We start from the raw sequence: 26,612 nt of genomic DNA on the forward strand, positions 1-26,612 counted from the left end.
ACAAAGCCCCGATGTCCATTGGACATCGGGGCTTTTTTTTGGCTGATCGCCTACCAAGCCCCCGCAGGGATGCTGTAATGGTAAAGCAAATGTGGCAACATTACTTTTATTTTTACCAATATCAGGGGATAACTTTTTTCTCTAAAGCCTGTTATGTCTTTGTTTTTCTTTTCTATATTTTATTTTTGCAATATAATTTAAAATCATGGCAGATCTGATGCTTTCTTCTTTGTAAGAAAGCTGGTCGCAAGTTCTAGTACCATCTTCAGCACTAATGAATATAAGGCCTTAGGTGTTCCAAGGCCTTTTTTGTTGCCTTACGTTTTTTACAAATCGCGGCTTGTTCGCCATCAAATAAGGGGGATATGGTGTTCAATGTTGGTGAGCAGCTTGTAGCGTCGTATCTACGATATATTCGCCATTGCGACTTTATCCAAACTAATCTTTATACGGTTGATGTGCAGGGGGAGATTGATGTCGTTGGTATCAACCTTAAAGATAAGCAAGTTTACATTTGCGAAGTGGCTATTCACCTAACCACAGGCCTGCAATACAACAAAAATGGACAGCTGGTTAACGTTCCTAAACTCACCGATAAATTCTCAAAAAACATCGATTACGCCAACAAATACCTGTCAGATTACAGTCACCACTTTATGCTTTGGAGTCCGATTGTTAAGAATAGCCTGGGCAAGGTATCAAACAACCAACTTGCACACCTTGAAGAAATTAAAGCGAATATAAAAATGGGTTATGGGGTTGATCTTGAATGCGTTGTGAATGAGGTTTTTAAGGCTTACTTCCAAGAAATGCGAGATTTTGCTCGGAAAGAAACAGCGGCGCTTCAATGTCCAGTGATGAGGCTGTTGCAAATTGAAGAATATCTCGCCGCACACCTTGATAAACCTGCATTCAAAAAAACCTTATAGTGGTTAAATTTATAATGATGATGGATAATTCTTCCAATAGTAAAAGACACAACCGTCTATTGCCGAAGTGCGTTCGGAAACGCTAGCCGGATAAAAAACAGCCTTTTCGTCATTAGAAAGCAACAATACATTTTGGACTTAGAGGTATTTAGTGCCAAATAAACCAGCACCGCGAGGCTGAAAAGTGCATTATTCAACACAACTCTGAATGTCAAGGTATGTGGGACATTTACCGGAAAATACAACGATGGTGAATAACCCAAAAGTCTTTTTAACCCAGAACAGAACGATACCTTAATTGCATCCTGGCCCATCCTCCGCAGATTTTCTATCATCCATCATCGGCGACCTGCAGAGAAAGCATCTAATCGGTTTGGCGTGGCGATCCTAAACCCCAAGGGTAACCCGTAACTACGATAATTTTGGAGGAGCTGGCTCTGGCAAAGACAATGCATAAACCCAGTTATTTCGAACGATGGGGCAACCTGCAAAACATTAGCTTTTTATGGGCCAAACAAAATCTGGCTTAGACCGATTATCTTTATTATCCAAAAATACAACCTATCTATATCACTTTAATTTTTACCTCCACCCAAAATTTTTATTGAGCCAATAATTATCATGACTATCACCACACGTTTCGCTCCCAGCCCCACTGGCTACTTGCACGTCGGCGGCGCCCGTACCGCGTTGTTTTCATGGCTTTACGCACGCAAACACGGCGGCACATTTATTTTACGCATTGAAGACACCGATCTGGAGCGCTCCACGCAAGCCTCAGTTGATGCCATTTTGGAAGGCATGGATTGGTTGGGTTTGGATTACAACGAAGGCCCGTACTACCAAACCCAGCGTTTTGACCGTTACAAAGCCATCATCCAGCAGTTGTTGGATCAAGGCCACGCCTACTACTGTACTTGTACGAAAGACGAGCTGGAACAATTGCGCGCCGAACAAATGGCGAATAAAGAAAAGCCGCGTTACAACGGCAAATGCCGCCACACTGGCAATGTCAAACCGGAGCAAGAAGCGGTGGTGCGTTTTAAAAATCCGCAAGACGGTGTGGTGGCGATTGACGATTTGGTGAAAGGCGAAATTGTCGTCGCCAATAAAGAACTTGACGACTTGGTCATTGCCCGTGGCGATGGTACGCCGACGTACAACCTGACCGTGGTGGTTGACGATATGGACATGCACGTCAGCCATGTCATCCGTGGCGACGACCACATCAATAACACGCCACGGCAAATGAACATCCTCGCCGCCTTGGGTGCAAGCATTCCGCAATACGCGCATTTGCCGATGATTTTGGGCGCGGATGGCGCAAGATTATCTAAACGCCACGGTGCGGTCAGCGTTATGCAATTCCGTGATGATGGCTACTTGCCGCAAGCCTTGCTGAATTATTTGGTGCGCTTGGGTTGGTCACATGGCGATCAGGAGATTTTTTCGATTGAAGAAATGGTGCAGCATTTTGAGCTGGATAACGTCAACGGCTCGGCTTCGGCGTTCAATATGGATAAGTTGTTGTGGCTGAACCACCACTACATCATGAACAGCGATCCGGCCTTGGTCGCTCATCATTTAAGCTGGCATATCGCCCAATTAGGCTTGGAAGAAGCTAATGGTCCGGCGTTGGTTGAGGTGGTCAAACTGTTGCGTGAGCGCAGTAAAACCTTGGTTGAAATGGCTGCCGCCAGTACATATTTTTACCAAGAATTCGACAGCTATGACGAAAAAGCGGCTAAGAAAAACTTTACTGCGGGTTCTGATGAAGTCTTAGCGCAATTGCACGATCAATTCGCTGCTTTAAGTGATTGGGAAAGTGAAGCTCTGCACCAAGTCATTATCAATCTGGCAGAAAGCTTAGGATTGGGCTTGGGCAAAGTGGCACAACCATTGCGGGTTGCCGTGTGCGGTTCTGGCGTATCGCCAGCCATTGACGCCACCATTGCTTTATTGGGCAGGGAAAAAACTTTGGCGAGGATTTTGCGGGCTGTTGCCTACCTAAAAAACTAAGTACCCCTAATTCCTATAAGGTGACCCTGCATTGCGCTTTTATCACCATTTCCTATAACATTCCGGTAAAACATGCCGGAATGTTATAGGTTTCATCAAAGTATCAAAATCAGTAAAAATTAGCTTTGCTTTTTGATAATGCCGCGCTCAACCAGCAAGTTAATGACTTTTTTGACACTCTCATCCAAAGACTGATCGTGGGTGTTAACCGACAACTCAGGATGTTCAGGCGCTTCGTAAGGCGAACCGATACCGGTAAAAAATGGAATATCTCCTGCACGCGCCTTTTTATACAGGCCTTTTACGTCGCGCTGTTCGCAAGTTTCAATCGGGCATTGGCAGTAAATTTCTAAAAAATCCCCATGCGGCACCAAGCTTCTGGCGGCATTACGATCAGATTTAAACGGCGAAATAAAAGCGGTTAAGGTGATAACACCTGCCTCAACCATCAGCTTAGCCAGCTCACCAATACGTCTGATATTTTCAATACGGTCATCATCGCTAAATCCCAAATCACTGCATAAGCCGTGACGGACATTGTCCCCATCCAGTACAAATGTCGAGGTGCCGCATTTATGCAAATAATCTTCCACAGCATGCGCTAAAGTCGATTTTCCAGAACCAGACAATCCTGTAAACCATAGGATGACGCTTTTATGTTCATGAAGTTTTTCTCTATCTGTTCGGGTAACAGTGGCATGATGCCAGACGGTGTTGGAACTTTTTGTTGTCATATCGAATTTTGGAAGTTAGTAAAGAGTGGGAAGGGAGAGATTATGCGTAGGTTTTTTCAAATGCCGCTATGAAGGCTGGCAATTGATCAAATGGTAAATGATTGATGCCTGCTGCACCTTTGCGCCCACCCCCAGTGGGGAATGCGGAACACAATTCGTCGGCTCCCGTTTTGTTGGTTAAAGGTGCGCGAACGCTAATTTGATAATCTCCTTTTTCTGTAAAGCTAAAAACCGCATGGGCGCGACTGGGTGTCAGATTCGCCAATTCGTTGCCGTAAACACCGCTGATACGCCTAGCCCAAGCCTCATCCGGCAATATAAACAGTCCAACTTTATCAGTGACATACTCTGGTTTTATTTGCATAGCCAGATTCATGTCCTCTTGATAACCATTAATCAGTTTTTGATGGATGGCGGCATTATCATGGATAAAGTCGAATGGCGATGCAAAAGGGGCGAGTTCACGATACAGTGACTCTGGGGGGAAATGCAAGTCTGAAATACTATTGCCATAGCCGTTGTAATTAATGCAAGTGCCTAAGTCTTTGAGTTGGTTAAGCTGTGTTTCGCCCAACCCCAAAGGCAGGGCAGCCTGTTCGGCAACGGCAAGCAAATTGTCACCAAATGCGGCTGTCACCGCCCATGCCAAATACTTGCCTTGCAAGTGCTGGTTAACCAGCAGGCTGGTGCAGATATTGGCATCGGTATCTATCAGGGTAGTCAGGTTAGGATGGTTGGGTATTTCACCGGGCTGGTGGTGGTCAACATAAAAAACACTTGCCCCAGCCGCCAAGACCTTATCCAAAGCCAGACGGTTTTTTTCTAAAGAAATATCCAGAACGGTCACTTCATCACCCGGCTGCGCGGATATTTTTTCCAACAACTGGATATCCCTTTTGATTCCCGTTACCAGCTGCGTTTGTGCAGGTCGAGCCAAGCGAAGCTGCACTAACGCACAAATGCCGTCTGCGTCGCCATTAAATACATCAATTTGCATGATTTTATCCTGAATAAAAAAGGTAGATAGCAGGGCTGGTATTGTAAAGGATGAAAGAAGCCCTTTCAAAAATGCACCTATACTCAATGAGCTTATAGGCTATAGTAGAATATAGTCGATGATAAAAATTAATTCCGCAAAAAAATGCTAAATTCACAATCAACCAACCTTTTCAAAAATGCGTTTAAACGCTTTCTTCCCAACGAGCAAGCCATTTCGCTCGGCATTTTTTTGGTGGTTTGCTTTTTACTGATCTATGGCTTAAGCGATTTGCTGATGCCTGTGTTTGTCTCCATTGTTTTTGCCTATTTACTGGAAGGGTTGGTTGTCAAACTAGAAAAACTAAAGGTGGCGCGCACCCTTGCTGTGCTTATCGTGTTTTCAGTATTCTTGGCGTGCTTATGTTTTTTATTGCTGTTTTTATTGCCAATGATTTCCCAGCAAGCAGTGGAATTGGCTCAAAACCTACCCGGCATTGTTGGACGCATCCAAGCGGGTATTTTACGCTTGCCGCAAATGTATCCTAAACTGATTTCCCAGCAAAAAATAAGCCAAATCATGTCAGCAATGCAGAATGAGTTGCTTAGCTACGGGCAAAGCATTGTTTCCATGTCTGCCGCATCAGTCGTAGGGATAGTCAGTGCCTTGATTTATTTGTTCTTGGTGCCGATGATGGTGTTTTTCTTCTTAAAAGACAAGCAAATATTTCTGGTTTGGTTCATGCAGTTCATGCCCCGCGAACGCAACTTGGCAGAACGGGTTTGGCAAGAAGTGGACATCCAGATTGGCAATTACGTGCGCGGTAAGTTCGCCGAAGTGTTTATTCTTTGGGTCATTAGCTACATCACTTTTACCGCGATTAACTTAAATTACGCCATGCTGCTTGCGGTATTAATGGGAATCTCTGTCATCATCCCTTATATCGGCGCAACCTTGGTAACCTTTCCAGTGTTGATTGTCGGTTATTTGCAATGGGGGTTTGAAGGCGACGATTTCACCCTGCTGCTGATTGCCTATTCAATCATTCAAGCACTGGATGCCGTGTTCCTAATTCCGTTTTTGTTTTCCGAGGCGGTTAACTTACACCCGGCAGCCATTATTATCGCCATTCTGTTTTTTGGAGGCCTATGGGGCTTTTGGGGGGTGTTTTTTGCCATTCCCTTGGCAACAGCCGTTAAAGCCGTTTTAACGGCGTGGCCGCGCATGGGTGAAACCATCACCGATAACGCGTTATAACTTAGGGCAAATACCGTTTCTTAAGCTGACTACTGGCCAGCCTGATTGCTCGGCATAGTGCCGTAACTTGTCGTCAGGATCAACCGCCACAGGCTGCTCAACCAGCTTAAGTAACGGCAAGTCATTATGTGAGTCACTATAGAAATAGCTGCCCGCCAAGGTTTCACCCGATTGTTGCAACCAGTCTTGCAACTGTTTCACCTTACCGTCTTGAAAACACGGCACCCCCACAAATTTGCCGGTATAACGGCCTTCGATAAACTCCGGTGCCGTCGCCAGCAAAATATCTATACCATAAAGCTTAACAATGGGTTCGGTAACAAAACGGTTGGTGGCGGTAATCACCATCACCGTGTCGCCTCGCTGTTTATGCTGGTCGATCAGTTGCTGGGCGGGTTCGAGCAAAATGGGCGTGATGATGTCTTGCATGAATTGCGCCCGCCATTGCCATAATTTTTCAGTCTCGTTCTCTGCCAGCGGGCGCAAGGAAAAGCTTAAGAACTCGGCAATATCCAAACAACCTTGTTTGTATTGTTCATAAAACTTGGCATTCGCGGCCTCGTAGTGGCCTTTATCGACAACTCCCTGATCGACAAGGAATTGCCCCCATAAATAATCGCTGTCATCAGCAATGAGGGTATTGTCTAAATCAAAAATCGCTAAACTCACGGCTAACCTGTCTGGGTAAATTTAAAAGCAGATGCCCTATGGCATCTGCTGGGGTTTTGTGGAACAATGTCGGCATCATAAATCGCCTGTTCCGGCAAGTTTACCATAGCTAAGAATAAGATACGGGGCAGGAAAAAAATAACAGGTTTTAACATGATAGACTCGAAAGGATACCGGCCTAACGTCGGGATCATCCTTTGCAATGACGAGGGTCGTGTGTTTTGGGCAAAACGGATGGGCGTAAACGCTTGGCAATTTCCGCAAGGCGGCATTAATGACGATGAAGACCCAGAAACAGCGATGTACCGAGAATTGTGGGAAGAGACCGGACTACAGCAACAACATGTACAAATATTAGGGCGCACCCGCTATTGGTTAAGATACCAATTGCCTGAGCGGTATATCCGTAAGAATTCGCTCCCCTTATGCATAGGCCAAAAACAAATTTGGTTTATGTTGCGTTTGATAACACCCGACACCAATGTGCGGTTTGACCACTGTCCAAAACCGGAGTTTGATAGCTGGCGCTGGGTGGATTACTGGGAACCGCTTAACGATGTGGTGTACTTTAAGCGCAAAGTTTACCAAAAGGCCATGCGCGAATTGGGTGCAATCCTGCCCGACAACGGCATCCCAGTAAACCCTACCGGTTATCTGAAACAAGAAAAAAAGCCCAAGGCCAAGCTTAATGGTCGTAAATATCCGGCGATAATCCCGTCAGCTTGCCAGGCAAGCGACTAACGCTGGTTTCGATACGTCCATCAGCAAACAGCTGTAAGTGCCGATAACCGGGCATGGCATCATCCAACGCAAATGTCATGCTTTCGGGTTTGAACTGGAAGCAGGTCGATGGCGTTCCCAACAAACGGATGCCATTGAGCGGCATATCCATTTCCTGATGGATATGCCCGCAAGTAACCGCCTTCACCTGCGGGTACTTGCCCACCACCGCCAACATCTCTTGGCTATTTTTGATAATCATCGTATCCAGCCACGCACTTTGCGTTTTAAAGCAAGGATGATGCACGGCAATTAAAGCATGATGTTCAGGGTAAGCCTGCAAACAAGCCTCCAAAAACTGTAGCTCTTCGGCCTCGATTATTCCGCAATCCTCACCTGGAATTTGGCTGTTTAAACAAATCAGCTGCCAATCGCCGAACAAACGCTGTTTTTCGCAGCTGACCAACCCGCCAGAAAATACCTGCCCCATAAAATCGGCATAATCATGATTGCCAGGCAAGCAAAGCGCCGGTATCTGATAAGCCTCTAAAACCTCCAAAATAAACTGATAGCCCGTCAAACTGCCGTATTGGGTCAGGTCGCCCGTCAGCAGCAGCAAATCCACATCGCGCAGCTCAGCAAACGCTTGTCTTAGAACTGCTTGGAAATAATAAGCTGTATTGACGCCTTGCAAGCTTTCTTCTGGCTTGGCAAGAATATGCAAATCAGAAATCTGCAGGATGGACAAACAGCTAGATGTCTTTGTCATGATGTCGGCTCAAATCAATATCTTTAGTCAGTAACTTGGAATTGCGCGCAGGGTTATACAACGCTTTTAACGCATCGGGCAGGCTATCTATCTCAGCCGACACAAAGCCGCGCTCAACAAACCAATGCACCGTTTGCGTAGACAGCACATACAGAGCCTGCAAATCCATTTGCCATGCTCTGCGGTAAGCAAAGTTCAGCAAGCGGTCGCCCCGCGCAGCGCCACGATAACCCAAATGCACCGCCAGACAGGCAATCACCCCAACCCGACATTGCCGGTTAGTATGCAAAGCCATACAAGCGATGATTAAGCCATCGCGTTCGATAATAATATAATCGGCAATTTCCGTTTCAATTTTTTCACGCGAACGTTTAGCCAGAATGCCTTGTTGCTCTAAAGGTTTAATCAATTCCAAAATGCCGCCGATGTCATTCAGGGTCGCCGCCCTTAATTCCTCAAACGGTGTGGAACTGACCAGTGTGCCGACGCCATCGCGGGTAAACAATTCCAGCAGCAACGCCCCATAGCGCTGGCGCGTCACCAAATGCGCCCTCAATACACCCGCTTGGCAAGCTTGCACCGCCGCACGCAACGGAAAACCGATGGCATCGGCAATATCATTATGCTGCAGCAAAAACACATCGGCCTCTTCGCTGGTCATTTGCGCGATAGCTTCGCCGGTATCGGGATTGGAGCACTCGTCTTCCGTCAAAAACACCAGCTTTTCGGCTTTTAAGGCAATCGCCACTGCCGTAGCGACTTGTTCCGCCGATAAATTGAACACCTCACCACTGGGCGAATAACCCACCGGCGACATCAACACCACGCTATCCTGATCGAGCAGCTGATGGATAGCCGCGCTATCAATCCGGCGCACCTCACCCGTGTGGCAATAATCGATGCCATCGATCACACCCAAAGGCTTGGCGGTCACAAAATTGCCCGATGCCACCTTAATTTTAGCACCCGCCATGGGTGAATTAGACAATCCCATCGATAACAACGCCTCAATTTCCACGCGCACCAAACCGGCAGCTTCTTTTACGCACTGCAAGGCGGTGGCGTCTGTGACGCGCAAATGGCGATGGAATTCGCTTTCTATCCCTAGTTTGGCAAGCCGTTGGTCAATTTGCGGACGGATACCGTGCACCAACACCAAACGGATGCCCAAACTGTTCAACAAGGCAAAATCATGGACGTGATGGTGGAAATCTTCCGCCAACACCGCCTCGCCACCAAAACAAATCACAAACGTTTTATTGCGGTGGGCATGAATATAAGGCGAAGAAGCCCTAAACCAATTAACGAATTCGTTTTGTAAAATCATAGTAACCGTTTATCTGCAAGATGATGCAGGTCAGAAATAAAAAAGGAGGGAGGATTCTACCCGACCATCATGACATTATTTGCCATGGCGAAAGCGGCCTTGCACAAAATCCAAAGCCTCTTGAATATTCAGGTCACGCGTACCGCCGCCAGTACGGACATAAAACTTGGGCGCATTGCCTTGGTTTAAAAATACCGGACGGTTGGCAGGTGAAACAATAATCCGGCAGACATCCTTGCCATCCACCACATGGAACAGCACATGGACAAAATGGCAAAGGTCGGCGCCTAAATTCGCGGAAATAGCGGTCATCAGGCTTTGCTCAAAGCCATCTTGACCGGGCTTTTTCAACGTTTGGTAATCTTTTTCCAGACCGATAATATCACCGTCATCGGCAACACCAATCAACAAAGTACCACCCAAATGGCTATTGAAAAAACCCGCCAAGGTTTTTAGCACCACACCTTCCAGCGCGCGGTTGATGCGTTGTTCTTGATAATCCCAACGCAACGACGACTTAAACTCCAACAACGTACCCTCGCCTTGGCGGACAATGGACGGCAAATCCTTGCCGAGTTCCGATTGCAAAGAATCCAAGCGCACCAAACGTTTATGCAACGTTTTATAAATGCCCAGCGACAACAAACCCAGCATCGCGCCAATCTCGGCGTAAAACAGCACCAGATTGTTTTGCGTGATTTTGCCGGTCAAAATCTCCTGCACCTGATAAATGGCATACTCCATCGACGACAGCGGATCGGCGTTTTGCTCGCGCGAATTAATGTAATCGTAACTGGGCGCCAAAATAAAAATACCAATCGCCGCCCCGATAATCGCCGCCGACGCATAAATTTTTAACTGCTGCTGCCAAATTGTAATGATGAGTAGAATCAGTCTTTTCATTGCGTGGTTATAAGCTATCCAAAATACGCGTATCTTAGATAAGGACGGAGAGGATTGATAGCATTACATGGCGGATGGGAAGGCGGGCGTTTAAAAACAGCGGTTTTAGGTTGTGACAAACGCAAACAAAATGGAAAGCGGCGCGAAGTTGCTTGATGTGTTCAACCAATAATGGATTATTGTGGCGTTCGGCAAGATTGATGGTGAAAAACTACGAAGCCCCAGGCACATAAGCACGGCGGTAGTTCTGGGCTTCTGCAAAGGCAGCATAATATAGTTTCTTCTCGTATCAGGAGCTATATGTAAAGCTAGAGCTAACTTTCTATACAGATTCACAGTTATAAGTATAGATACAAGCTATTTTCTATATATATCATTAGGGATGTGCAAAATTAATTTCATTTTTGATACGCATTGCCGAGCAGATCGAACAATGCGGTATTGATATAGTAGTTATCACGCCCTTTTTTAACTTTTTGCAGTAAACCTATATCAATGAGTTTGTTTAGATAGCTTGTAGCGGTTATGCGAGTTACGCCAAGTTCTGACACGATAAATTCAATTTTAGTATAGGGATGGCGAAACAGGTTGTTGAGCAAATCTTGGCTGTATATTTTAGGTAAATCGCTACGCATTTTATTCTTGAAATTCAGCATTGTGCTCTTAATACGCTCGATAAGTACGACAGTGTCTTTAGATGTCTGCTCAACACCTTCCAGCATAAATAGCAGCCACGGCTCCCAATCGCCTGTGTCTCTGGTGTGTTGTAATTGATGATAATAGTCGGCTTTGTTTTGGTTGATATATCTGCTTAGATACAGCACAGGAATTTTTAGTAAGTCTTGCTTAACCAAGTACAGGATATTGATGATTCGTCCAGTTCTGCCATTGCCGTCATAGAAAGGATGAATGCTCTCAAATTGATGATGAATCACCGCCATTTTTGTGAGCGTATCCCAGTCACATAGCGTATCGTCGTTAATAAATTGTTCTAGGTTATTCATTAATAAAACGATGTCATCAGGATGTTGGGGTGGGGTATAAATAACTTCGCCAGTGGCATCATTTTTCAAACTTGTGCCTGGTAATTTACGGTAGCCAGCACGATTTTCTTCGATACAGGCCTGTATTTCCAAGATGTCGTTATTGGTAAGAAGGCCAGTCCTCTTGACTTGGGCAAAACCGTTTTGTAAAGAAGTCGCGTAATTATGAACCTCCTTTGCCGCCAAATTAACATAGTATTTAGCTTGGCTGTCGCTTTGATAAAGATCATCGTGCGTAGTTATGATGTTTTCAATAGCAGAGCTGTCTTTGGCTTCTTGTAAAGATAAGGTGCTAATCAGGATGCCTTCATTAGGAATGGTTGCTGCTATGCCTTTGAGTTCTGCCAAGGCTTGATGAGCCTTGGCTAGTTTTTTTAAAACAACTTTGGTTTCGATATCCTGAGTAAGTGGCAAAAGTAGAATTTGACTCATGTTTAATATTTCGCTGTTTCCAAGTATTACCATCAGAACTTATATCTTTTGCATCCCCAAAAATTTCCGTTTTAAACGTCAGGGTGCCTTATTCTAAGTATTTGGTTATGAATAACTTCCCGCAACATTAAAACTTGAATGATTTCTGAAAACTATCAGGTCTGAGTTTTCAAAAATGGTTTAGGGAAGTTATTTTTATCCTAATTCTGAGCTAAATATTAATCCTAGTTATCCGTAACCGCTCCCGTAGAAGCCGAACTCACCAACTTGGCATATTTCGCCAACACGCCACGGGTGTATTTCGGTGCTGGTTGTTGCCATTTTTCCATACGCCGTGCTATTTCATGTTCGTTGATGTGCAAGGTTAAGGCGTTGTTTTCGGCGTCAATCGTTATGGTGTCGCCGTTTTCGACGATGGCTAAAGGGCCGCCGACGTAGGCTTCTGGGGTGATGTGGCCTACTACAAAACCATGCGTACCGCCGGAGAAGCGTCCGTCGGTGATTAACGCCACTTCTTTACCTAAGCCTTTACCCATGATCGCGGAGGTTGGCGAGAGCATTTCGCGCATTCCAGGGCCGCCTTTCGGGCCTTCGTAGCGGATGACGATGACATCGCCTTTGACGATGTCGCCGTTGAGGATGCTTTGCAGGGCTTGCTCTTCCGCATCAAAGACTTTCGCCGCACCAGTGAAACACAAGCCTTCTTTGCCAGTGATTTTTGCCACGCCGCCTTCTGGCGCGAGGTTGCCGTAGAGAATGACTAAATGGCTGTCTTTTTTGATCGGGTTGCTGAGGTCGCGGATCATGTCTTGACCGTCTGGGTATGGAACAACGTCGGCGAGGTTTTCTGCCAAGGTTTTGCCTGTTACCGTCAAGCAATCGCCGTGTAACAAACCTGCGTCCAACAAGATTTTCATCAATGGTTGGATGCCGCCGATTTCGACCAATTCCGCCATTTGGTATTTACCGCTGGGTTTCAAATCCGCCAACATCGGTACGCGTTTGCCGATGCGGGTGAAATCGTCCAAACTTAAATCCACTTTCGCGGCATTCGCCATCGCCAGCATGTGCAGTACAGCGTTGGTTGATCCGCCTAGCGCGATAACCACGGTGATGGCGTTTTCAAAGGCTTCTTTGGTCATGATGTCGCTGGGTTTGATGCCTTTTTCAATCAGGTTCATCACTGCTGCACCTGCGCGTTCGCAGTCCAGTTTTTTATCGTTGGAAATCGCGGCTTGTGCGGAGCTGTTTGGCAAGCTCATGCCGAGTGCTTCAATCGCCGAAGCCATGGTGTTGGCTGTGTACATGCCGCCGCATGAACCTGCGCCTGGAATGGCTTTGGTTTCGATGGCGGTCAGTTCGGCATCGTCGATTTTGTTGTTGGCGCGTGCGCCGACGGCTTCAAACACGGATACCACATCGAGTTTTTTGTCTTTGTGGCAACCCGGCATGATGGTGCCGCCGTAAACGAAAATCGCCGGACGGTTCAGGCGCGAGATGGCAATCATGCAGCCTGGCATGTTTTTGTCGCAACCGCCGATGGCGACTACGCCGTCAAAACCTTGGCAACCGACCACGGTTTCGATGGAATCGGCGATGACTTCGCGCGATACCAACGAGTATTTCATGCCTTCTGTACCCATCGAAATGCCATCAGAAATGGTGATGGTGTTGAAGATGACGGCTTTGCCTGCGGCGTTGTTGACGCCAATTGCGGCATCATCAGCCAGTTTGTTGATGTGCATATTGCAAGGCGTGACCATGCTCCAAGTGGAAGCAATGCCGACTTGTGGTTTTTTGAAGTCTTCGTTTTTAAAGCCGACGGCATAAAGCATGGCGCGGCTAGGTGCGCGTTCCATACCGTCGACAACTTGGGATGAAAAAGGGCGGGTGTCTTTTGAGTTTGCCATGTTTAAGGATTCCTTTTAGTTGTTAGTGGTTGGAATGGGGATATAAGTATTGGGTGGTTTGCTGCCTTGTAAGGCATGGGCACGAAATCTGTTGAGCAAAAGTAGGTGCGAATTCATTCGCAATGTGCGGATAAATCCGCACCTACAAAATACGCTTGCATAAGCGCAGACTTGAAGCGGTTTTTTGTGAGGGTACGTTGTGCGGACACGTTTAAATCAGCATTAAAATCAATAAAAAGGTACGCACAGCGTACCCTACAAGCTTAAAACGAACCCCAAGTGTTTTTACGCCGCCAGCCCAACTTCGGCAGGATGAAGCCTAAGATCACGCCCGCCAGCGACAGAAAGCCGCCGTACAAAAACCAGTCTTGGTTGGCGGTATCTTTAAGGGCTTGGTTTTCCAGCTTGAATTGTTCCAAATCCCGCTCAACATTAACGACCCGCTCTTGCAGTTCGTCACGTTCGTTTTTGATTTGCAGGGCATTGGTGGCGGTTTTTTTTAGCTCGCTCAATTCGCGGCTGAGTTGGTCGCGCTCGTCAGACAAGGCTTGTTCCAGTGACGTGCCAGGGGTGATTTTCTCGCGCAAGACGATCAACTCGCCTTTCAGACGCGCGTTTTCGGCTTCTAACGCCCGTAAGCTGCGGTTGGTTTCGCCAATTTGGTCACGGGCGGGCGGTTCTTTAATGGTGTTGCGGGTGAGGATGTAGCCTTCTTGGCCTGTGCTGAGGCGAACGCGCGAAAATCCGGTCTTGGCATTTTCGCTGATAACCGTCAGCGGCGTGCCGGTCGGCAGCAGTTTGACGACTTTAGATTCATTGTCTTCTTGGCTACGTAACGACAAGTTGAGGTTATCGGTGACATAAACCGTTTTGGCATGGGCGATAGAACAACAGGCCGCCAAAACAACTATCGTGCTGAGCAATTTTTTCACAGGATTTCCGCTAGTCAGTAATGGGATGGCCTTGATTTTACCGTTATTTTTGGCAGAGAAGAAACTCCAGCAAGGCTTTTTGTGCATGCAGGCGGTTTTTGGCCTCAGGAAAGACTACGCTTTGCGGGCCGTCGATCACCTCGGCGCTGACTTCTTCGCCGCGATGTGCAGGCAAACAGTGCATGAACAAGGCATCGGCTTTCGCCGCTTGCATGACTTGGCGGTCAACTTGGTAATCTTTAAATGCGGCGACGCGTTGCGCCTGCTCTTCTTCTTGACCCATGCTGGCCCAAACATCAGTCACTACCAAATCCGCGCCTTGTGCGGCATCTAGGGGTTTGGCAAAGCATTTAATACGCGCACCGGCAGCGTCGACATAAGCCGCTTGCGGTTCGTAACCTGCGGGGCTGGCGATATGCAAAGTAAAATCCAACAGGCTGGCGGCATGGATATACGAATGACACATGTTATTGCCGTCGCCAATCCACGCCACAGTTTTGCCTTGGATGTCGCCGCGCAGTTCGAAATAGGTCTGCATATCAGCTAACAGCTGGCAAGGGTGTTCTTGGTCAGTCAGGCCGTTAATGACTGGCACGCTGGAGTGTTCGGCGAAAGTGGTCACGGTTTCGTGTTTGTCGGTTCGCAACATGATGCAATCGACCATGCTGGAGATGACTTTGGCGCTGTCGCGCAAAGGTTCGCCTCGACCCAATTGGGTATCGCGCGGCGACAAGAACAAGGCGCTGCCGCCAAAATGCGCCATACCGGCTTCAAAGGAAATGCGCGTTCGGGTGGATGATTTTTCAAAAACCATCGCCAAGAGCTGGCCTTTTAAAGGCTGGTAGTTTGGGTCGCGGTGGTTTTTTAATTCGATGGCGCGGGCAATCAGGCCACGCAGTTCGCTGCTGCTTAAATCCAGTAAGCTGACGAAATGTCTCAGTTTATTCATGGTGCTGCCCCGTGTGGGCTTGGATAAGCCCTGATAAGCTGTCTACAAGTTGTGCAATTTGTTGGTCGTCGATAATCAGTGGCGGCAACAAACGGATGGTTTTGTCATTGGTGACGTTAATCAATAAAAATTTATCTAAGGCTTGCGTGACCAGTTCGGCACAAGGCGCATCCAGCTCGATGCCGATCATCAGGCCTTTATAACGAATATCAACGACATGGGGATTGCCTTGCAGGCGCGCAACAAAGCCGTCAAAAATGGCTTTGCCTTTACTGGCGGCGGCATCGGTCAAATGATCGGCATCCAGCGTCGCCAACACTGCCAAAGCTGCACTACAAGCCAACGGATTGCCGCCAAACGTGGAGCCATGATTGCCCGCCGTCAACACGCCTGCCGCTTTGCCGCGCGCCAAACACGCGCCGATGGGCACGCCGTTGCCCAAGGCTTTTGCCAAGGTGCAAACATCGGGCAGTAGGCCATTGTGTTGGTAAGCCAAAAATTGACCTGTACGGCCGATGCCGGTTTGGATTTCATCCATCATCATCAGCAAGTTGTGCTGGTCGCACAACGCACGGATGCGGTTAAGATAGTCCGCCGCCGGTACGTTGACACCGCCTTCGCCTTGAACGGCTTCCACCAAAATGGCGACGATGTTGGCGTTGTTTGCCAGCACGTTTTCAATCGCGGCAATGTCGTTGTACGGCACTTGCACAAAGCCTTCGACCAAGGGCGCAAAACCTTCTTTGATTTTGCTGTTGCCCGTGGCGCTTAAAGTAGCCATGGTACGACCGTGAAAGCTGCGCTCCATGACGATGATGGTCGGTGTGGCTATGCCTAATCCGTTACCGTATTTGCGGGCAATTTTGATGGCGGCTTCGTTCGCTTCGGCGCCGGAATTGGAGAAGAAAACATTATCCATGCCGCTGCGTGCAATCAGCTGGTCTGCCAATTGTTCTTGGACGGCAATGCGGTAGATATTGGACGTGTGCAGCAGCTTTTGGCTTTGTTCGCACAAAGCTTTATGCACTGCAGGGTGCGCGTGGCCTAGGCTGGTCACGGCAATACCGGAGAGGGCATCCAAGTACCGGTTACCGTCTTCATCCCACAACCAAGCCCCTTCACCGTGGCTGAAAGTCACCGGCAAACGTTTGTAAGTTGGCATAACATGGCTAGTCATCAATCCCGCCCGATTAAAGCAAAACAAAGCACCGCCAAGTGATCGGCGGACAATAAAAAAAAGCGTCGATTATAAGATTCAAACCCCAAGCTAGCAAGCCAAGATAACAAGATTTGCTTTTTTAAGTGGGCTAAAGTTGCTAAAATTCCTAAACTTTTTCATTACTGAGTGGAACAACGATGGACGTAATAGCAAGAATCAAAGACCAACTTGAAAACAACCCTGTGGTTTTGTACATGAAGGGTACACCTGATTTCCCGCAATGTGGTTTTTCTAATCAAGCCGTACAGGTTTTGGCTGCCTGCCAAGCGCAATATGCAGCGGTGAATATTTTTGAAGACCCCGAGTTGCGCGACGCGCTAAAAGAATACTCAAACTGGCCCACCTATCCGCAGCTTTACATTAAAGGCGAGCTGGTCGGCGGTTGTGACATCATGATTGATTTGTACAAAAAAGGTGATTTGGCAAAAATGCTGGCGACAGCCTAAGCTTCAATCCCATTTGTTGATGAAGAAGGGGTACAAGACTGTACCCCTTTTTTTTTCGTCCGCTTTTACGTCAAAGCAAACTTTCTTGAAAATATTTCCAGCGGTTGAAAATTTTGCAAAACACTTCAGCGGTCATTTCTGCATCGTATAAAGCCGAATGGGCTTTTTCGTTATCCCAAGCCAAGCCGGCGGCTTCCGCCACTTTTGCCAATACCGTATGCTGATAGGCCAAGCCACCCAGCGTCGCTGTGTCAAACGAGCTGAACGGATGGAATGGACTGCGTTTAATTTGCGTGCGGTGAATGGCGGCATTTAAAAAGGCAATATCAAAAGCCGGATTGTGACCCACCAAAATGGCACGCGTACAGTTGTTGCGTTTGACAGCCTCTTTAATCGGCTTAAACAGCAAATCCAGCGCGTCTTTTTCTTCCAGCGCCATACGGAACGGATGGTAAGGGTCAATGCCATTGAACTTCAATGCCGCTTCATCCAGTTCGGCGTTTTTAAACGGCACGACATGGGTGGTATAGCGCTCGGTTATCGCCAGTTCGCCCGCTTCGTTAAGCTCGACAATAACAGCGGCAATTTCCAACAAGGCATTTTTTTTGGCATTAAAACCAGCGGTTTCAATGTCAACAATCACCGGGAGATAGCCGCGAAAGCGTTTCTCCATCGGCATAAAAGATTTGTCCATCTACTCACTTATCCAACAGCGTTAAAATCATTAAGACACCGCAAGGAGCCTAGCCCTTTAGTTTTACCGGACAGGCTAAACCTGCCTAGCCGGAATGTCCACTGCTTAACGCATTTTCCAAGCCAATTGATTTCCGGCGTGCAAAGGCGTAATGGAGACAACGCCATCGCTGCAGACATCAGGCACTTGCCAGGTTTGCCTTTCCAAGATGACTTGCCCGCTATTGCGCGGCAAACGGTAAAAATCCGCACCAAAAAAACTAGCGAAACCTTCCAGCTTGTCCAGCGCGTCCGCTTGTTCAAAGGCTTCGGCATACAATTCCAAGGCCGCAGGTGCGCTAAAACAACCCGCGCAACCACAAGATGTTTCTTTTAAATGCGTCATATGTGGTGCGCTGTCTGTGCCTAGGAAAAACTTGGGATTGCCGCTGGTGGCGGCTTTCAGCAAAGCGAGGCGATGCTGTTCGCGCTTTAACACGGGTAAACAATAATGATGCGGCCTTATACCGCCTGCTAGAATGGCGTTGCGGTTGAGCAGTAAATGCTGTGGCGTGATGGTCGCGGCGACCTTCGCGCGGGCGGCTTCGACAAATTGCACCGCTTCGGCAGTGGTGACGTGTTCCAGCACTAAGCGCAAATCAGGAAATTCTTTTACCACAGCCTGCAAATGGCGTTCGATAAACACCCGCTCTCGGTCGAAAATATCGCAATCGTCGTCGGTGACTTCGCCATGCACCAGCAAAGGGATGTCGTAGCGTTGCATAGCTGCCAGCAACGGGTAAATCTGCTGGATATTGCCGACTCCGGCATCAGAATTGGTGGTTGCGCCTGCCGGATACAATTTAAAGGCGTGGACAAATTCGGATTCTGCCGCCAGCTTGATTTCCGCTTCGCTGGTTGCGGCAGTCAGATACAAGGTCATCAGCGGCGTAAAGTCCATACCTTCAGGGATCGCTTGTAAAATTTCGTCGCGATAGACCGAAGCTTGGGCAACCGTGGTCACGGGCGGCTTTAGGTTAGGCATGATAATCGCACGGGCAAATTGCCGTGCGGTGTAGGGTAATACGGTTTTTAAAACGTCGCCATTGCGGACATGAATATGCCAATCATCAGGACGGGTGAGGGTTAATGTTTTCATTGTGGGCTTCGAGTCTGTAAAATGCTCGGTATTCTATAGTAACTGCCTTGAAAAACTAAGGTTACGCCCTAATTTAGTGAATATCTAAGTAGGAGAAATAATAGTGGCGCGTTATTTTCCAAACACAAAAACTGAAATTTCACCATGTATTTTGGCTCAAGAAAGATTTAAGTTAGGTTTTACGCCTATCAAGCCAACCAATAAAAAAAGTTGTTCAGACGACTATAGAAATAAAGTCCGAACTGTACTCATAGATACACAAAACTTTACTCGTTAGGAGAGTAGTTAATGCCAATTTACGAATACCAGTGCCAAGCTTGTGGTCACGAACATGAAGCGTTGCAAAAACTCAGCGCTGAGCCACTTAAAATTTGCCCTGCTTGCAGCCAGCCTGAGCTGATAAAAAAAATATCCGCTGCGGGTTTCCGTCTGAAAGGCGGCGGTTGGTATGAAACCGATTTTAAAAGCGGCGCGAAAAAGAATGTCGCCGGAGATACAGCACCCTCCTCACCAGCCGCTAGCGTAACAAGTGGCAGTAAAAGCAGCTAAAAATTTCCAACTATTCGTAGGATGGGCTGACGCTAGGAAGCCCATCATGATTGATGACAGCCTATTTTGATGGGCTTCCTTACGTCAGCCCATCCTACCAACTTCATTATCACCAAAACCATAAGAACAACAGGACAGTATCATGCGTACCCACAAGTGCGGGGAATTAGACACACAACAGTTAGGCGAAACCGTAACCATCTGCGGCTGGGTACATAGACGACGTGATCACGGCGGCGTTATTTTTATTGATTTGCGCGACCGCGCAGGTCTGGTGCAAGTGGTTATCGACCCTGACACAGAAGAAGCATTCGCCGCCGCCGAGCATGTGCGTAGCGAATATGTATTGAAAATTACAGGCTTAGTCAGAGGCCGTCCAGGCGGCACGATTAACGCCAATATGCGTTCTGGCGCGATTGAGATTTTAGCCAAAGAAATCGAAGTGCTGAACGAATCCGAAACTCCGCCATTCCCTATCGAAAGCGAAATCGAAGTCAACGAAGAATTACGTTTACGTTACCGTTACATCGACTTACGCCGCGTCGCCATGCAGGAAAAAATGAAAGTGCGCCGCGATGTCACCCGTATCTTGCGTAATTTCTTGGATGACAACGAATTTTTCGAAATCGAAACGCCGTATCTTACAAAAGCCACACCCGAAGGCGCGCGCGATTACATCGTGCCTAGCCGTACCCACGAAAATGCGTTTTTCGCCTTGCCGCAATCGCCACAGCTGTACAAACAGATTTTGATGGTCGCAGGCATGGATCGCTATTACCAAGTGGTGCGTTGTTTCCGCGACGAAGACTTACGCGCTGACCGCCAACCCGAATTTACCCAGTTGGATATTGAAACCTCGTTCATGACCGAAGACGAAATCATGAACATCATGGAAGAAATGATCCGCCAACTGTTCGCCAAAGTCATCAACGTGGCCTTGCCTGAACAATTCCCGCGCATGACTTACCAAGAAGCCATGTCACGCTTCGGTATCGACCGACCTGATTTGCGGATTCCGATGGAATTGGTGGATGTTGCTGACGATTTGAAAGATGTTGATTTTAAAGTCTTCTCAGGCCCAGCTAACGATCCAAAAGGCCGTGTGGTCGCCATGCGCGTACCGGGTGCTGGCGAAAAACTCAGCCGCAAAGACATTGACGAATTAACCAAATACGTCGGTATTTACGGCGCAAAAGGCTTGGCGTACATCAAAGTCAACGATTTGGCGGCGGGCTTAGAAGGCTTACAATCGCCTATCGTCAAATTTGCCCCTGCTGAAGCGTGGGCGAGTATTATGGCGAAAACTGGCGCACAAAATGGCGATTTGTTGTTCTTCGGTGCCGACAAAGCCAGCATCGTCAACGAAGCCATGGGCGCATTGCGCGTCAAATTAGGCCATGATTTAGGCTTGATTGAAGGCGATTGGAAACCGGTTTGGGTTGTTGATTTCCCCATGTTTGATTGGGATGAAAAATCAGGCCGCTACAACGCTATCCACCATCCGTTCACCGCACCTAGCTGCTCGGTTGAAGACTTGGTGGCAAATCCAGGTGCGGCCTTGTCACGCGCTTACGATTTGGTGTTGAACGGCACGGAAGTCGGCGGCGGCTCTATCCGTATCAACCGCCCAGCCATGCAGCAAACCGTGTTTGGCATTTTGGGGATTGGCGCAGAAGAAGCCCAAGAGAAATTTGGCTTCTTGTTAGATGCTTTGAAATACGGTGCGCCTCCGCATGGCGGTTTGGCGTTCGGTTTGGATCGTTTGGTAATGCTGATGACCGGATCGTCGTCCATCCGCGACGTGATTGCCTTCCCAAAAACCCAATCAGCGGCATGTCCGTTAGTGAGCGCGCCAGCCGTGGTCACTGATGAGCAATTGAAGGAATTAGGGATTAAATTGATTAAGCCAGCTGGAAAAGAGAAGGCTTAGATTTAAAGCGCGGGCAATCTGTTTGCCCGTGCAGTTTTTCAATCTAGCCATAGGTAATGGGTCAACTAATGCCGCGCGTATGCAAATAACATGACTTGCTTCTTGAGCATTACTTAAAACATTGCTATCAGTCAGTGCTGCGGCTGTTTATTGAACTGCTGGCACTGGATAATAACGATTACTTTTGCTGATGGGCGGCTAGAGCTTGCCCATAAAAGCTAAAGCATTGGCGACCAAGACAAGTCCACCAGCTTTACAACAACCTTAATCCATAGGCCTGTTCTCATCACAACAAGCATTTGTTAGTCAATTTTCGTGGAGTTCCTTTTTTTGATTCGGTCAGGTGTATAAAAGGAGTTCTTATTGCGGTCTAAAATTATTGAGCCATTACAGTATCGTATCAGTCCTGTAACTTGGTTTTATGTTGAGAGGACTTTTTGATCTCTCGATACCAATGCTATAGCGCGCTTTCAATTTTTCCATAAACAATTGCCTTTTTTAGCAATTATTATTCATTTGTTTTGTGTTTAATCCGTGTTTAGGAAAACGTCAGGCAACAAAAAAGGCCTTAGGTTTGCACCTAAGGCCTTATATTCTTTGGAGCTGGAGATGGGACTCGAACCCGCGACCGGCTGATTACAAATCGGTAAGCATTAGATGTGCCATGATTTGAAATTATATGGTATTGATCGCTTACAGACAAGAAAAACAACGACATAATAGGACTTCTTGAGGGGAAAACACTAAAAAACACACAAAACCTAGCCTGCTTAAGGGCGAAATTTCCGTGTTTAGGTTGTGTTCCGATTCAACCCCTTAACCACTAAGGAGCCTAACCATGCAAACCAAAATATCACAAGCCCTATTAGACAAAACCCCATCGCCTGATAAGGGCCAAACCATCCAATTTGCCGATACCGAATTGCGCGGGTTCTATCTTATCATCACTCCCACCAAGCGTTCTTTTTATGTTCAGTCATTAGTTAACGGAAAGCAAGTCCGCGCAAAATTCGGGGACGCACCCGCAATGAATGCGAAGGACGCAAGGGCCAAAGCCAGACAGATATTAGTGGAGATGCGCGATGGCACCAACCCCAATGAAGAACGGCGGAAAGCCAAGGCCAAAGGCATAACATTGCGGGAAGCGTTAAACCTGCACCTTTCGGCCAAATCGCTATCTGCGAAGACCAAGCACAATTACACCTACAATATGGAACAGTACCTGCCAGATTGGTTAGATAAACCCTTGGCCGAGATAGGGGCTGACCGCACAGGCGTTAGGTTGAGACACGGAAAAATCACCAAACAGCATGGGGCTACAACAGCCGATAGTTGCTACCGTGTTTTGAGGGCGCTTTACAATAGAGGGTTGAGGGAACACCCCGCCCTACCAAGCAACCCTACAAACAACGTGGATTATCACGGATTGAAAAGGCGCAAAGTTGATGCCAACAGCGAAAAATTGAAGGCGTGGGGCGAGGCAGTGTTAAAGCTGAACCCTATCCGCCGCGATATGCACTTATTCATCATCCTAACCGGCATGAGAAGGACAAGCGCCATAGAAGCCAGAATCGACCAGGTTTTACCCGGTGCGTTGCATGTACCCAAGCCAAAAGGCGGAAGTGCCCGGGCTTTTGACCTACCCTTATCAGAACCTTTGCAAGCGCTTATCAACCATCGGATTGAACAAAACGCCATCTATTTCAGAAAAACCCCGTGGTTGTTTCCGTCGGAAAGCAAAAGCGGTCATGTGGCAGAAGTTCAACAATGGGAGTTGGGGGATTTGACCGGTCATGCTTTACGCCATACTTATGCAACATTGGCACAAGAATCAGGTGTACCACTGGCCGAATTGAAATTCCTGTTAAACCATGCCACCAATAACGTCACTATGGGCTATTTGAACCCGTCACTGGATTACTTAAGAAGCCTGCAAGAGAAAGCATCAGCGAAGATTTTGGATACTTTGGGATTGGAATATACCGGAACCTGGCCGCTGACGTTGAAAGAATAGCCGTTGTGCGTTGTTTAGGTAACGCTGACGGCTTAAGGCACATATAAGGCTATAAAGTACCTGCCTAACACCGTTCGCAAGCCCTTTGGCGACTTGGGCATATTGGCTAAACGTTGGTGTTAACCCCTTAAGCTATTTGGTATAATTTGAGCCAATAACCGAGTTGACTCGGTAAAGAAAACAGCTAGCATTTAGTGCAAATCAATGCCGCCTTACCCACACCGACTGAGTGGGACCAATAAAGCCTATTCCGCCTTAGACTGGCGGAACAGTCCAAGCAACAGCGTTTTGCTGTGCTTGGAACCTTTATTGGAATCACTGCCATGGCTTATCCTAAATATCCCGACCTATCACCCGAAGAAGTAGCAGCTCTCTATACCCTTCCTGATGAGGCCTTGCTGACACCAGCAGAAGCCGCCGCTTTTCTCAACCTAAAAAGACAAACCCTGAATTGGTACAGATGCCAAGGCGGTGGACCTAGATTTGTCAAAATTGGTAGCACTATCCGGTATCGCGTTGGCGATTTGCGTGGGAATGTAAAAGCTGAGGTGGTTAGTCATGACTAATCAACAGGCAAAAAAATGCCCACATCAAGGAGAGCTTGATGCGGGCAATACCTTCAATCATCCACAGGACTTACAACAACATGCCAACAAACATGTTGAGGTAAATCATAGCCCAGTTGGACGGTTAGCAACACCAGCATTTGCCCGCGCTGTTGACATTGAGCCTTATATTAAAGCGGGGTTTCAATTAATACCGCTTAACCGCTGGGACGCGAAAAACCCCAAGGGCAAGCCAACAGGCAAAGCGCCTAGGGAAAAGGCATGGCAAGCCAAGGACTATGACAGCGTTCAAGTATTGGAACAGGCGTTAAGGACTGGTGCCAATATCGGGATACGGTTGACCGCTTCACTATTGGTATTGGACGTTGACCCAAGAAACTACCCCGATGGCCGAAATAGCCTAGATGAGTTTGTCGCTGATTTGCAACTTGACTTAACGGCTTGCCCCCATGTTAAGACAGGTTCAGGTGGAGACCACTACTATTTTACAAAGCCGGCTGATGTATCCGTGCTTGACAGCATCGAGGCCTATCAGGGCATAGAATTTAAGTCATTCGGACGGCAGGTTGTTTCAGCAGGCAGCAAACACCCCAACGGCAAACTGTATGAATGGGACGACTTAGCGCCTTTTCCTCATGACCCTGCGGGTTTGCCACCTATCCCAGATAACATGCTGGCGTTAATCCGTAGGCCCATACTGGCGCATGGTGAGGCCTTAAGTGAAGGCGACTTGACGCCTGAAATGTTGGCAAAGACGCTTGAGCATTTAGACGCTGAAGACTTTAAAGAGCATGACAAGTGGCGCGATTTAATGATGGCTTGCCACTATGCGACAGGCGGGGATGGAAGACAGGAATTTATAGACTGGTCAACCCAAGATGCTGACTATGCGGATGACGGCTGGATTATTGGGCGCAGATGGGACAGTTTGCATTCTTCAACTTCTACAGGCGCCAGACCCATCACCACAAAGCTTTTACATAAATGGGTGCAAGCCGCTGGTGGCTCAGTTGAAGTGGCGGAGCCGGAAGACGATTTTGAGGTATGGGAACGGCCAAGCACAATCGGCCAGGATGTTGACGATGACAAGCTAAGGGCTGAACCTGCGGCTTGCTTGGAGGCACTTTTGCCGCCTTTGAAGCTTAACAAAAAGGACCAGCCAGAAACTTCATACCCCAATTGCTTAAAGCTCATACGGCACATCAACAAAGACCTTGGGCTTGTTCATGATGAGTTTGGCGGTGAGGTTCACCTAGCATCGCCTATGTTGCCGTGGACTGAAAAAGTAGGGCATAAGTTAACTGACAATGTTTTGCGCCTAATTCGTCGGTACATGGTTGAGTTAACAAAGGTTGATTGGAGTGCGGACAATATTTTTGAAGCCGTCAGCACGGTAGCTTTAGAAAACATGACCCATCCAGTGAGGGATTATTTGGACGGGTTGACTTGGGACGGTGTTGCCCGGTTAGACACCTTATTGGTGGATTATGTGGGTGCTGATGATAATCCCTATATAAGGGCGATTGGTGCCAAGGCACTTATTGCGGCTGTTAGGCGGGTACGTCAACCCGGGTGCAAGTTTGACAACGTGATTATCCTTGAAGGTTTTCAAGGTGTGGGGAAAAGCTCATTTGTGCAGGCTTTATGCCCTAACCCAGATTGGTTTTCAGATGCGCCAATTGGTAATGCCGAATCGAAAGACGCTGCCTTAGGCTTGGAAGGGCATTGGATAATTGAACTAGGTGAAATGTCGGTGCTTTCCAAGTCGGGTGTTGAGGCCTTAAAAGTATTCGTTTCGACGGGTACTGATAAACTTCGCCGCCCCTATGGGCGCGTTGTTGAGCATATTCCCCGCCAGTGCATTTTTATCGGTTCAACCAACCAAGACACCTACTTAAAGGACGTAACTGGCAACAGACGCTTTTGGCCTGTTAGAACCGGCGTAGTGGACTTGGAAGGGCTTAAGGCCAATATCGGCCAGGTTTGGGCTGAGGCGTCACTTAGGGAAAGCAAGGGTGAATCCATTATATTGCCCCCAGAGCTTTGGGCAGATGCCGCAAAAGAACAGGAAGAACGCGTAGCAGAAGACCCTTGGGCTGACATCATAAGGGATTATGTGGATGCGGAGCCTTCAACAGGCGTAACACCTGCCGAGCCAATTGACCGGGTTCACTCCACTACGTTGTTGACACAGGTGCTAGGTATTCCACCTGCAAAACAAAGTCATGCAGATGCGCAAAAGCTCAAAATCGTCATGACCAAAGACCTGGGCTGGGAGTATAAGCTTAGTCTGAGAATCGGAACCAGGGTAACAAAGGGGTATATCAGGGGCTAAAGCCATTTGTAACGCTTGTAGCGCATCCTTTAAGCACAAGCGTTACAGCCCGAAGCCTTGGTGCATAAGGCTTGTAACGTTTGTAACACTTGTAACACTTAATTTATATAAACTAAAATAAGACTATAAGCACATAGCATTACCGATGACAGC

The 26,612-nt window shown here is 47.6% G+C and carries 24 protein-coding genes; 11 read left to right on the forward strand and 13 right to left on the reverse strand.

What is annotated here, in order from left to right:
• The 3 genes from ACYQ1O_RS09590 to gltX form a co-directional block, all read left to right on the forward strand.
• Nucleotides 1-218 (forward strand): hypothetical protein (locus ACYQ1O_RS09590; RefSeq protein ID WP_459991458.1); only part of this gene is annotated, 218 nt, incomplete at its 5' end.
• A 147-nt stretch (nt 219-365) separates the two neighbouring features.
• Nucleotides 366-929 (forward strand): hypothetical protein, encoded by a 564-nt coding sequence (locus ACYQ1O_RS09595; RefSeq protein ID WP_459991459.1) that lies wholly within the window; start codon nt 366-368, stop codon nt 927-929.
• A 621-nt stretch (nt 930-1,550) separates the two neighbouring features.
• Nucleotides 1,551-2,948, forward strand: coding sequence for a glutamate--tRNA ligase (gltX, locus tag ACYQ1O_RS09600; protein WP_459991460.1), 1,398 nt, complete (start codon nt 1,551-1,553; stop codon nt 2,946-2,948).
• A 119-nt stretch (nt 2,949-3,067) separates the two neighbouring features.
• On the opposite strand, the gene cysC is transcribed toward gltX, so the two are convergent.
• Together cysC and ACYQ1O_RS09610 are read right to left on the reverse strand one after the other, a co-directional pair.
• Entirely contained in the window at nt 3,068-3,682 is a 615-nt protein-coding gene (gene cysC / locus ACYQ1O_RS09605; RefSeq protein WP_459991461.1) for an adenylyl-sulfate kinase, read from the reverse strand.
• Nucleotides 3,683-3,722: 40 nt separating this feature from the next.
• A complete protein-coding gene (locus tag ACYQ1O_RS09610; RefSeq protein ID WP_459991462.1) occupies nt 3,723-4,679 on the reverse strand; it encodes a DHH family phosphoesterase in 957 nt (318 codons plus the stop codon).
• A 144-nt stretch (nt 4,680-4,823) separates the two neighbouring features.
• On the opposite strand from ACYQ1O_RS09610, the gene ACYQ1O_RS09615 reads away from it, so the two are divergent.
• A complete protein-coding gene (locus ACYQ1O_RS09615) occupies nt 4,824-5,915 on the forward strand; it encodes an AI-2E family transporter (protein WP_459991463.1) in 1,092 nt (363 codons plus the stop codon).
• Here ACYQ1O_RS09615 and ACYQ1O_RS09620 read toward each other — a convergent pair.
• Complete coding sequence (locus tag ACYQ1O_RS09620; protein ID WP_459991464.1) at nt 5,910-6,584, reverse strand: histidinol-phosphatase; 675 nt, start codon at nt 6,582-6,584, stop codon at nt 5,910-5,912. The genes ACYQ1O_RS09615 and ACYQ1O_RS09620 overlap by 6 nt on opposite strands.
• A 153-nt stretch (nt 6,585-6,737) precedes the next feature.
• Between ACYQ1O_RS09620 and ACYQ1O_RS09625 the strand changes: the two genes are divergently transcribed.
• Nucleotides 6,738-7,325 (forward strand): RNA pyrophosphohydrolase, encoded by a 588-nt coding sequence (locus ACYQ1O_RS09625; RefSeq protein WP_459991465.1) that lies wholly within the window; start codon nt 6,738-6,740, stop codon nt 7,323-7,325.
• On the opposite strand, the gene cpdA is transcribed toward ACYQ1O_RS09625, so the two are convergent.
• The 8 genes from cpdA to ACYQ1O_RS09665 form a co-directional block, all read right to left on the reverse strand.
• Nucleotides 7,270-8,073, reverse strand: coding sequence for a 3',5'-cyclic-AMP phosphodiesterase (gene cpdA / locus ACYQ1O_RS09630; RefSeq protein ID WP_459991466.1), 804 nt, complete (start codon nt 8,071-8,073; stop codon nt 7,270-7,272). The genes ACYQ1O_RS09625 and cpdA overlap by 56 nt on opposite strands.
• Nucleotides 8,057-9,400: an amino-acid N-acetyltransferase gene (gene argA, locus ACYQ1O_RS09635; protein ID WP_459991467.1), complete on the reverse strand. Its 1,344-nt coding sequence runs from the start codon at nt 9,398-9,400 to the stop codon at nt 8,057-8,059. The genes cpdA and argA overlap by 17 nt, the downstream gene beginning before the upstream one ends.
• A 75-nt stretch (nt 9,401-9,475) precedes the next feature.
• Complete coding sequence (locus ACYQ1O_RS09640; protein ID WP_459991468.1) at nt 9,476-10,303, reverse strand: AlbA family DNA-binding domain-containing protein; 828 nt, start codon at nt 10,301-10,303, stop codon at nt 9,476-9,478.
• Between the two features lie 398 nt (nt 10,304-10,701).
• Nucleotides 10,702-11,778: a Fic family protein gene (locus ACYQ1O_RS09645; protein ID WP_459991469.1), complete on the reverse strand. Its 1,077-nt coding sequence runs from the start codon at nt 11,776-11,778 to the stop codon at nt 10,702-10,704.
• A 224-nt stretch (nt 11,779-12,002) separates the two neighbouring features.
• Nucleotides 12,003-13,688: a dihydroxy-acid dehydratase gene (ilvD, locus tag ACYQ1O_RS09650; protein WP_459991470.1), complete on the reverse strand. Its 1,686-nt coding sequence runs from the start codon at nt 13,686-13,688 to the stop codon at nt 12,003-12,005.
• A 263-nt stretch (nt 13,689-13,951) separates the two neighbouring features.
• Nucleotides 13,952-14,620 (reverse strand): TIGR04211 family SH3 domain-containing protein, encoded by a 669-nt coding sequence (locus tag ACYQ1O_RS09655; protein WP_459991471.1) that lies wholly within the window; start codon nt 14,618-14,620, stop codon nt 13,952-13,954.
• 43 nt (nt 14,621-14,663) lie between these two features.
• Nucleotides 14,664-15,569, reverse strand: coding sequence for an ornithine carbamoyltransferase (argF, locus tag ACYQ1O_RS09660; RefSeq protein WP_459991472.1), 906 nt, complete (start codon nt 15,567-15,569; stop codon nt 14,664-14,666).
• Nucleotides 15,562-16,746, reverse strand: coding sequence for an aspartate aminotransferase family protein (locus tag ACYQ1O_RS09665; RefSeq protein WP_459991473.1), 1,185 nt, complete (start codon nt 16,744-16,746; stop codon nt 15,562-15,564). The genes argF and ACYQ1O_RS09665 overlap by 8 nt, the downstream gene beginning before the upstream one ends.
• 179 nt (nt 16,747-16,925) lie before the next feature.
• On the opposite strand from ACYQ1O_RS09665, the gene grxD reads away from it, so the two are divergent.
• On the forward strand, nt 16,926-17,234 hold the full coding sequence (grxD, locus tag ACYQ1O_RS09670; protein ID WP_459991474.1) for a Grx4 family monothiol glutaredoxin: 309 nt from the start codon (nt 16,926-16,928) through the stop codon (nt 17,232-17,234).
• A 70-nt stretch (nt 17,235-17,304) separates the two neighbouring features.
• On the opposite strand, the gene rnt is transcribed toward grxD, so the two are convergent.
• Nucleotides 17,305-17,928: a ribonuclease T gene (gene rnt, locus ACYQ1O_RS09675; protein WP_459991475.1), complete on the reverse strand. Its 624-nt coding sequence runs from the start codon at nt 17,926-17,928 to the stop codon at nt 17,305-17,307.
• Between the two features lie 105 nt (nt 17,929-18,033).
• Nucleotides 18,034-19,065 carry a dihydroorotase gene (gene pyrC, locus ACYQ1O_RS09680; RefSeq protein ID WP_459991476.1) on the reverse strand — a complete coding sequence of 344 codons (1,032 nt, stop codon included), beginning with the start codon at nt 19,063-19,065 and terminating at the stop codon, nt 18,034-18,036.
• A gap of 288 nt (nt 19,066-19,353) precedes the next feature.
• On the opposite strand from pyrC, the gene ACYQ1O_RS09685 reads away from it, so the two are divergent.
• The 5 genes from ACYQ1O_RS09685 to ACYQ1O_RS09705 all read left to right on the forward strand — a co-directional run bounded on the left by ACYQ1O_RS09685 (nt 19,354) and on the right by ACYQ1O_RS09705 (nt 26,459).
• On the forward strand, nt 19,354-19,614 hold the full coding sequence (locus ACYQ1O_RS09685; RefSeq protein ID WP_459991477.1) for an FmdB family zinc ribbon protein: 261 nt from the start codon (nt 19,354-19,356) through the stop codon (nt 19,612-19,614).
• Nucleotides 19,615-19,756: 142 nt separating this feature from the next.
• A complete protein-coding gene (gene aspS, locus ACYQ1O_RS09690; protein ID WP_459991478.1) occupies nt 19,757-21,544 on the forward strand; it encodes an aspartate--tRNA ligase in 1,788 nt (595 codons plus the stop codon).
• A gap of 838 nt (nt 21,545-22,382) precedes the next feature.
• A complete protein-coding gene (locus ACYQ1O_RS09695; protein WP_459991479.1) occupies nt 22,383-23,558 on the forward strand; it encodes a site-specific integrase in 1,176 nt (391 codons plus the stop codon).
• A gap of 323 nt (nt 23,559-23,881) precedes the next feature.
• Complete coding sequence (locus ACYQ1O_RS09700) at nt 23,882-24,124, forward strand: helix-turn-helix transcriptional regulator (RefSeq protein WP_459991480.1); 243 nt, start codon at nt 23,882-23,884, stop codon at nt 24,122-24,124.
• Entirely contained in the window at nt 24,117-26,459 is a 2,343-nt protein-coding gene (locus ACYQ1O_RS09705) for a VapE domain-containing protein (protein ID WP_459991481.1), read from the forward strand. The genes ACYQ1O_RS09700 and ACYQ1O_RS09705 overlap by 8 nt, the downstream gene beginning before the upstream one ends.
• The last annotated feature ends 153 nt before the right edge of the window (nt 26,460-26,612 follow it).

The organism is Methylosoma difficile (genome assembly GCF_054657615.1).

Coding starts and splice junctions, on each gene's coding strand:
- ACYQ1O_RS09595 (WP_459991459.1), top strand. CDS start 366: ATGGTGTTCAATGTTGGTGAGCAGCTTGTAGCGTCGTATCTACGATAT.
- gltX (WP_459991460.1), top strand. CDS start 1,551: ATGACTATCACCACACGTTTCGCTCCCAGCCCCACTGGCTACTTGCAC.
- cysC (WP_459991461.1), bottom strand. CDS start 3,682: ATGACAACAAAAAGTTCCAACACCGTCTGGCATCATGCCACTGTTACC.
- ACYQ1O_RS09610 (WP_459991462.1), bottom strand. CDS start 4,679: ATGCAAATTGATGTATTTAATGGCGACGCAGACGGCATTTGTGCGTTA.
- ACYQ1O_RS09615 (WP_459991463.1), top strand. CDS start 4,824: ATGCTAAATTCACAATCAACCAACCTTTTCAAAAATGCGTTTAAACGC.
- ACYQ1O_RS09625 (WP_459991465.1), top strand. CDS start 6,738: ATGATAGACTCGAAAGGATACCGGCCTAACGTCGGGATCATCCTTTGC.
- cpdA (WP_459991466.1), bottom strand. CDS start 8,073: ATGACAAAGACATCTAGCTGTTTGTCCATCCTGCAGATTTCTGATTTG.
- argA (WP_459991467.1), bottom strand. CDS start 9,400: ATGATTTTACAAAACGAATTCGTTAATTGGTTTAGGGCTTCTTCGCCT.
- ACYQ1O_RS09640 (WP_459991468.1), bottom strand. CDS start 10,303: ATGAAAAGACTGATTCTACTCATCATTACAATTTGGCAGCAGCAGTTA.
- ACYQ1O_RS09645 (WP_459991469.1), bottom strand. CDS start 11,778: ATGAGTCAAATTCTACTTTTGCCACTTACTCAGGATATCGAAACCAAA.
- ilvD (WP_459991470.1), bottom strand. CDS start 13,688: ATGGCAAACTCAAAAGACACCCGCCCTTTTTCATCCCAAGTTGTCGAC.
- argF (WP_459991472.1), bottom strand. CDS start 15,569: ATGAATAAACTGAGACATTTCGTCAGCTTACTGGATTTAAGCAGCAGC.
- ACYQ1O_RS09665 (WP_459991473.1), bottom strand. CDS start 16,746: ATGACTAGCCATGTTATGCCAACTTACAAACGTTTGCCGGTGACTTTC.
- grxD (WP_459991474.1), top strand. CDS start 16,926: ATGGACGTAATAGCAAGAATCAAAGACCAACTTGAAAACAACCCTGTG.
- rnt (WP_459991475.1), bottom strand. CDS start 17,928: ATGGACAAATCTTTTATGCCGATGGAGAAACGCTTTCGCGGCTATCTC.
- pyrC (WP_459991476.1), bottom strand. CDS start 19,065: ATGAAAACATTAACCCTCACCCGTCCTGATGATTGGCATATTCATGTC.
- ACYQ1O_RS09685 (WP_459991477.1), top strand. CDS start 19,354: ATGCCAATTTACGAATACCAGTGCCAAGCTTGTGGTCACGAACATGAA.
- aspS (WP_459991478.1), top strand. CDS start 19,757: ATGCGTACCCACAAGTGCGGGGAATTAGACACACAACAGTTAGGCGAA.
- ACYQ1O_RS09695 (WP_459991479.1), top strand. CDS start 22,383: ATGCAAACCAAAATATCACAAGCCCTATTAGACAAAACCCCATCGCCT.
- ACYQ1O_RS09700 (WP_459991480.1), top strand. CDS start 23,882: ATGGCTTATCCTAAATATCCCGACCTATCACCCGAAGAAGTAGCAGCT.
- ACYQ1O_RS09705 (WP_459991481.1), top strand. CDS start 24,117: ATGACTAATCAACAGGCAAAAAAATGCCCACATCAAGGAGAGCTTGAT.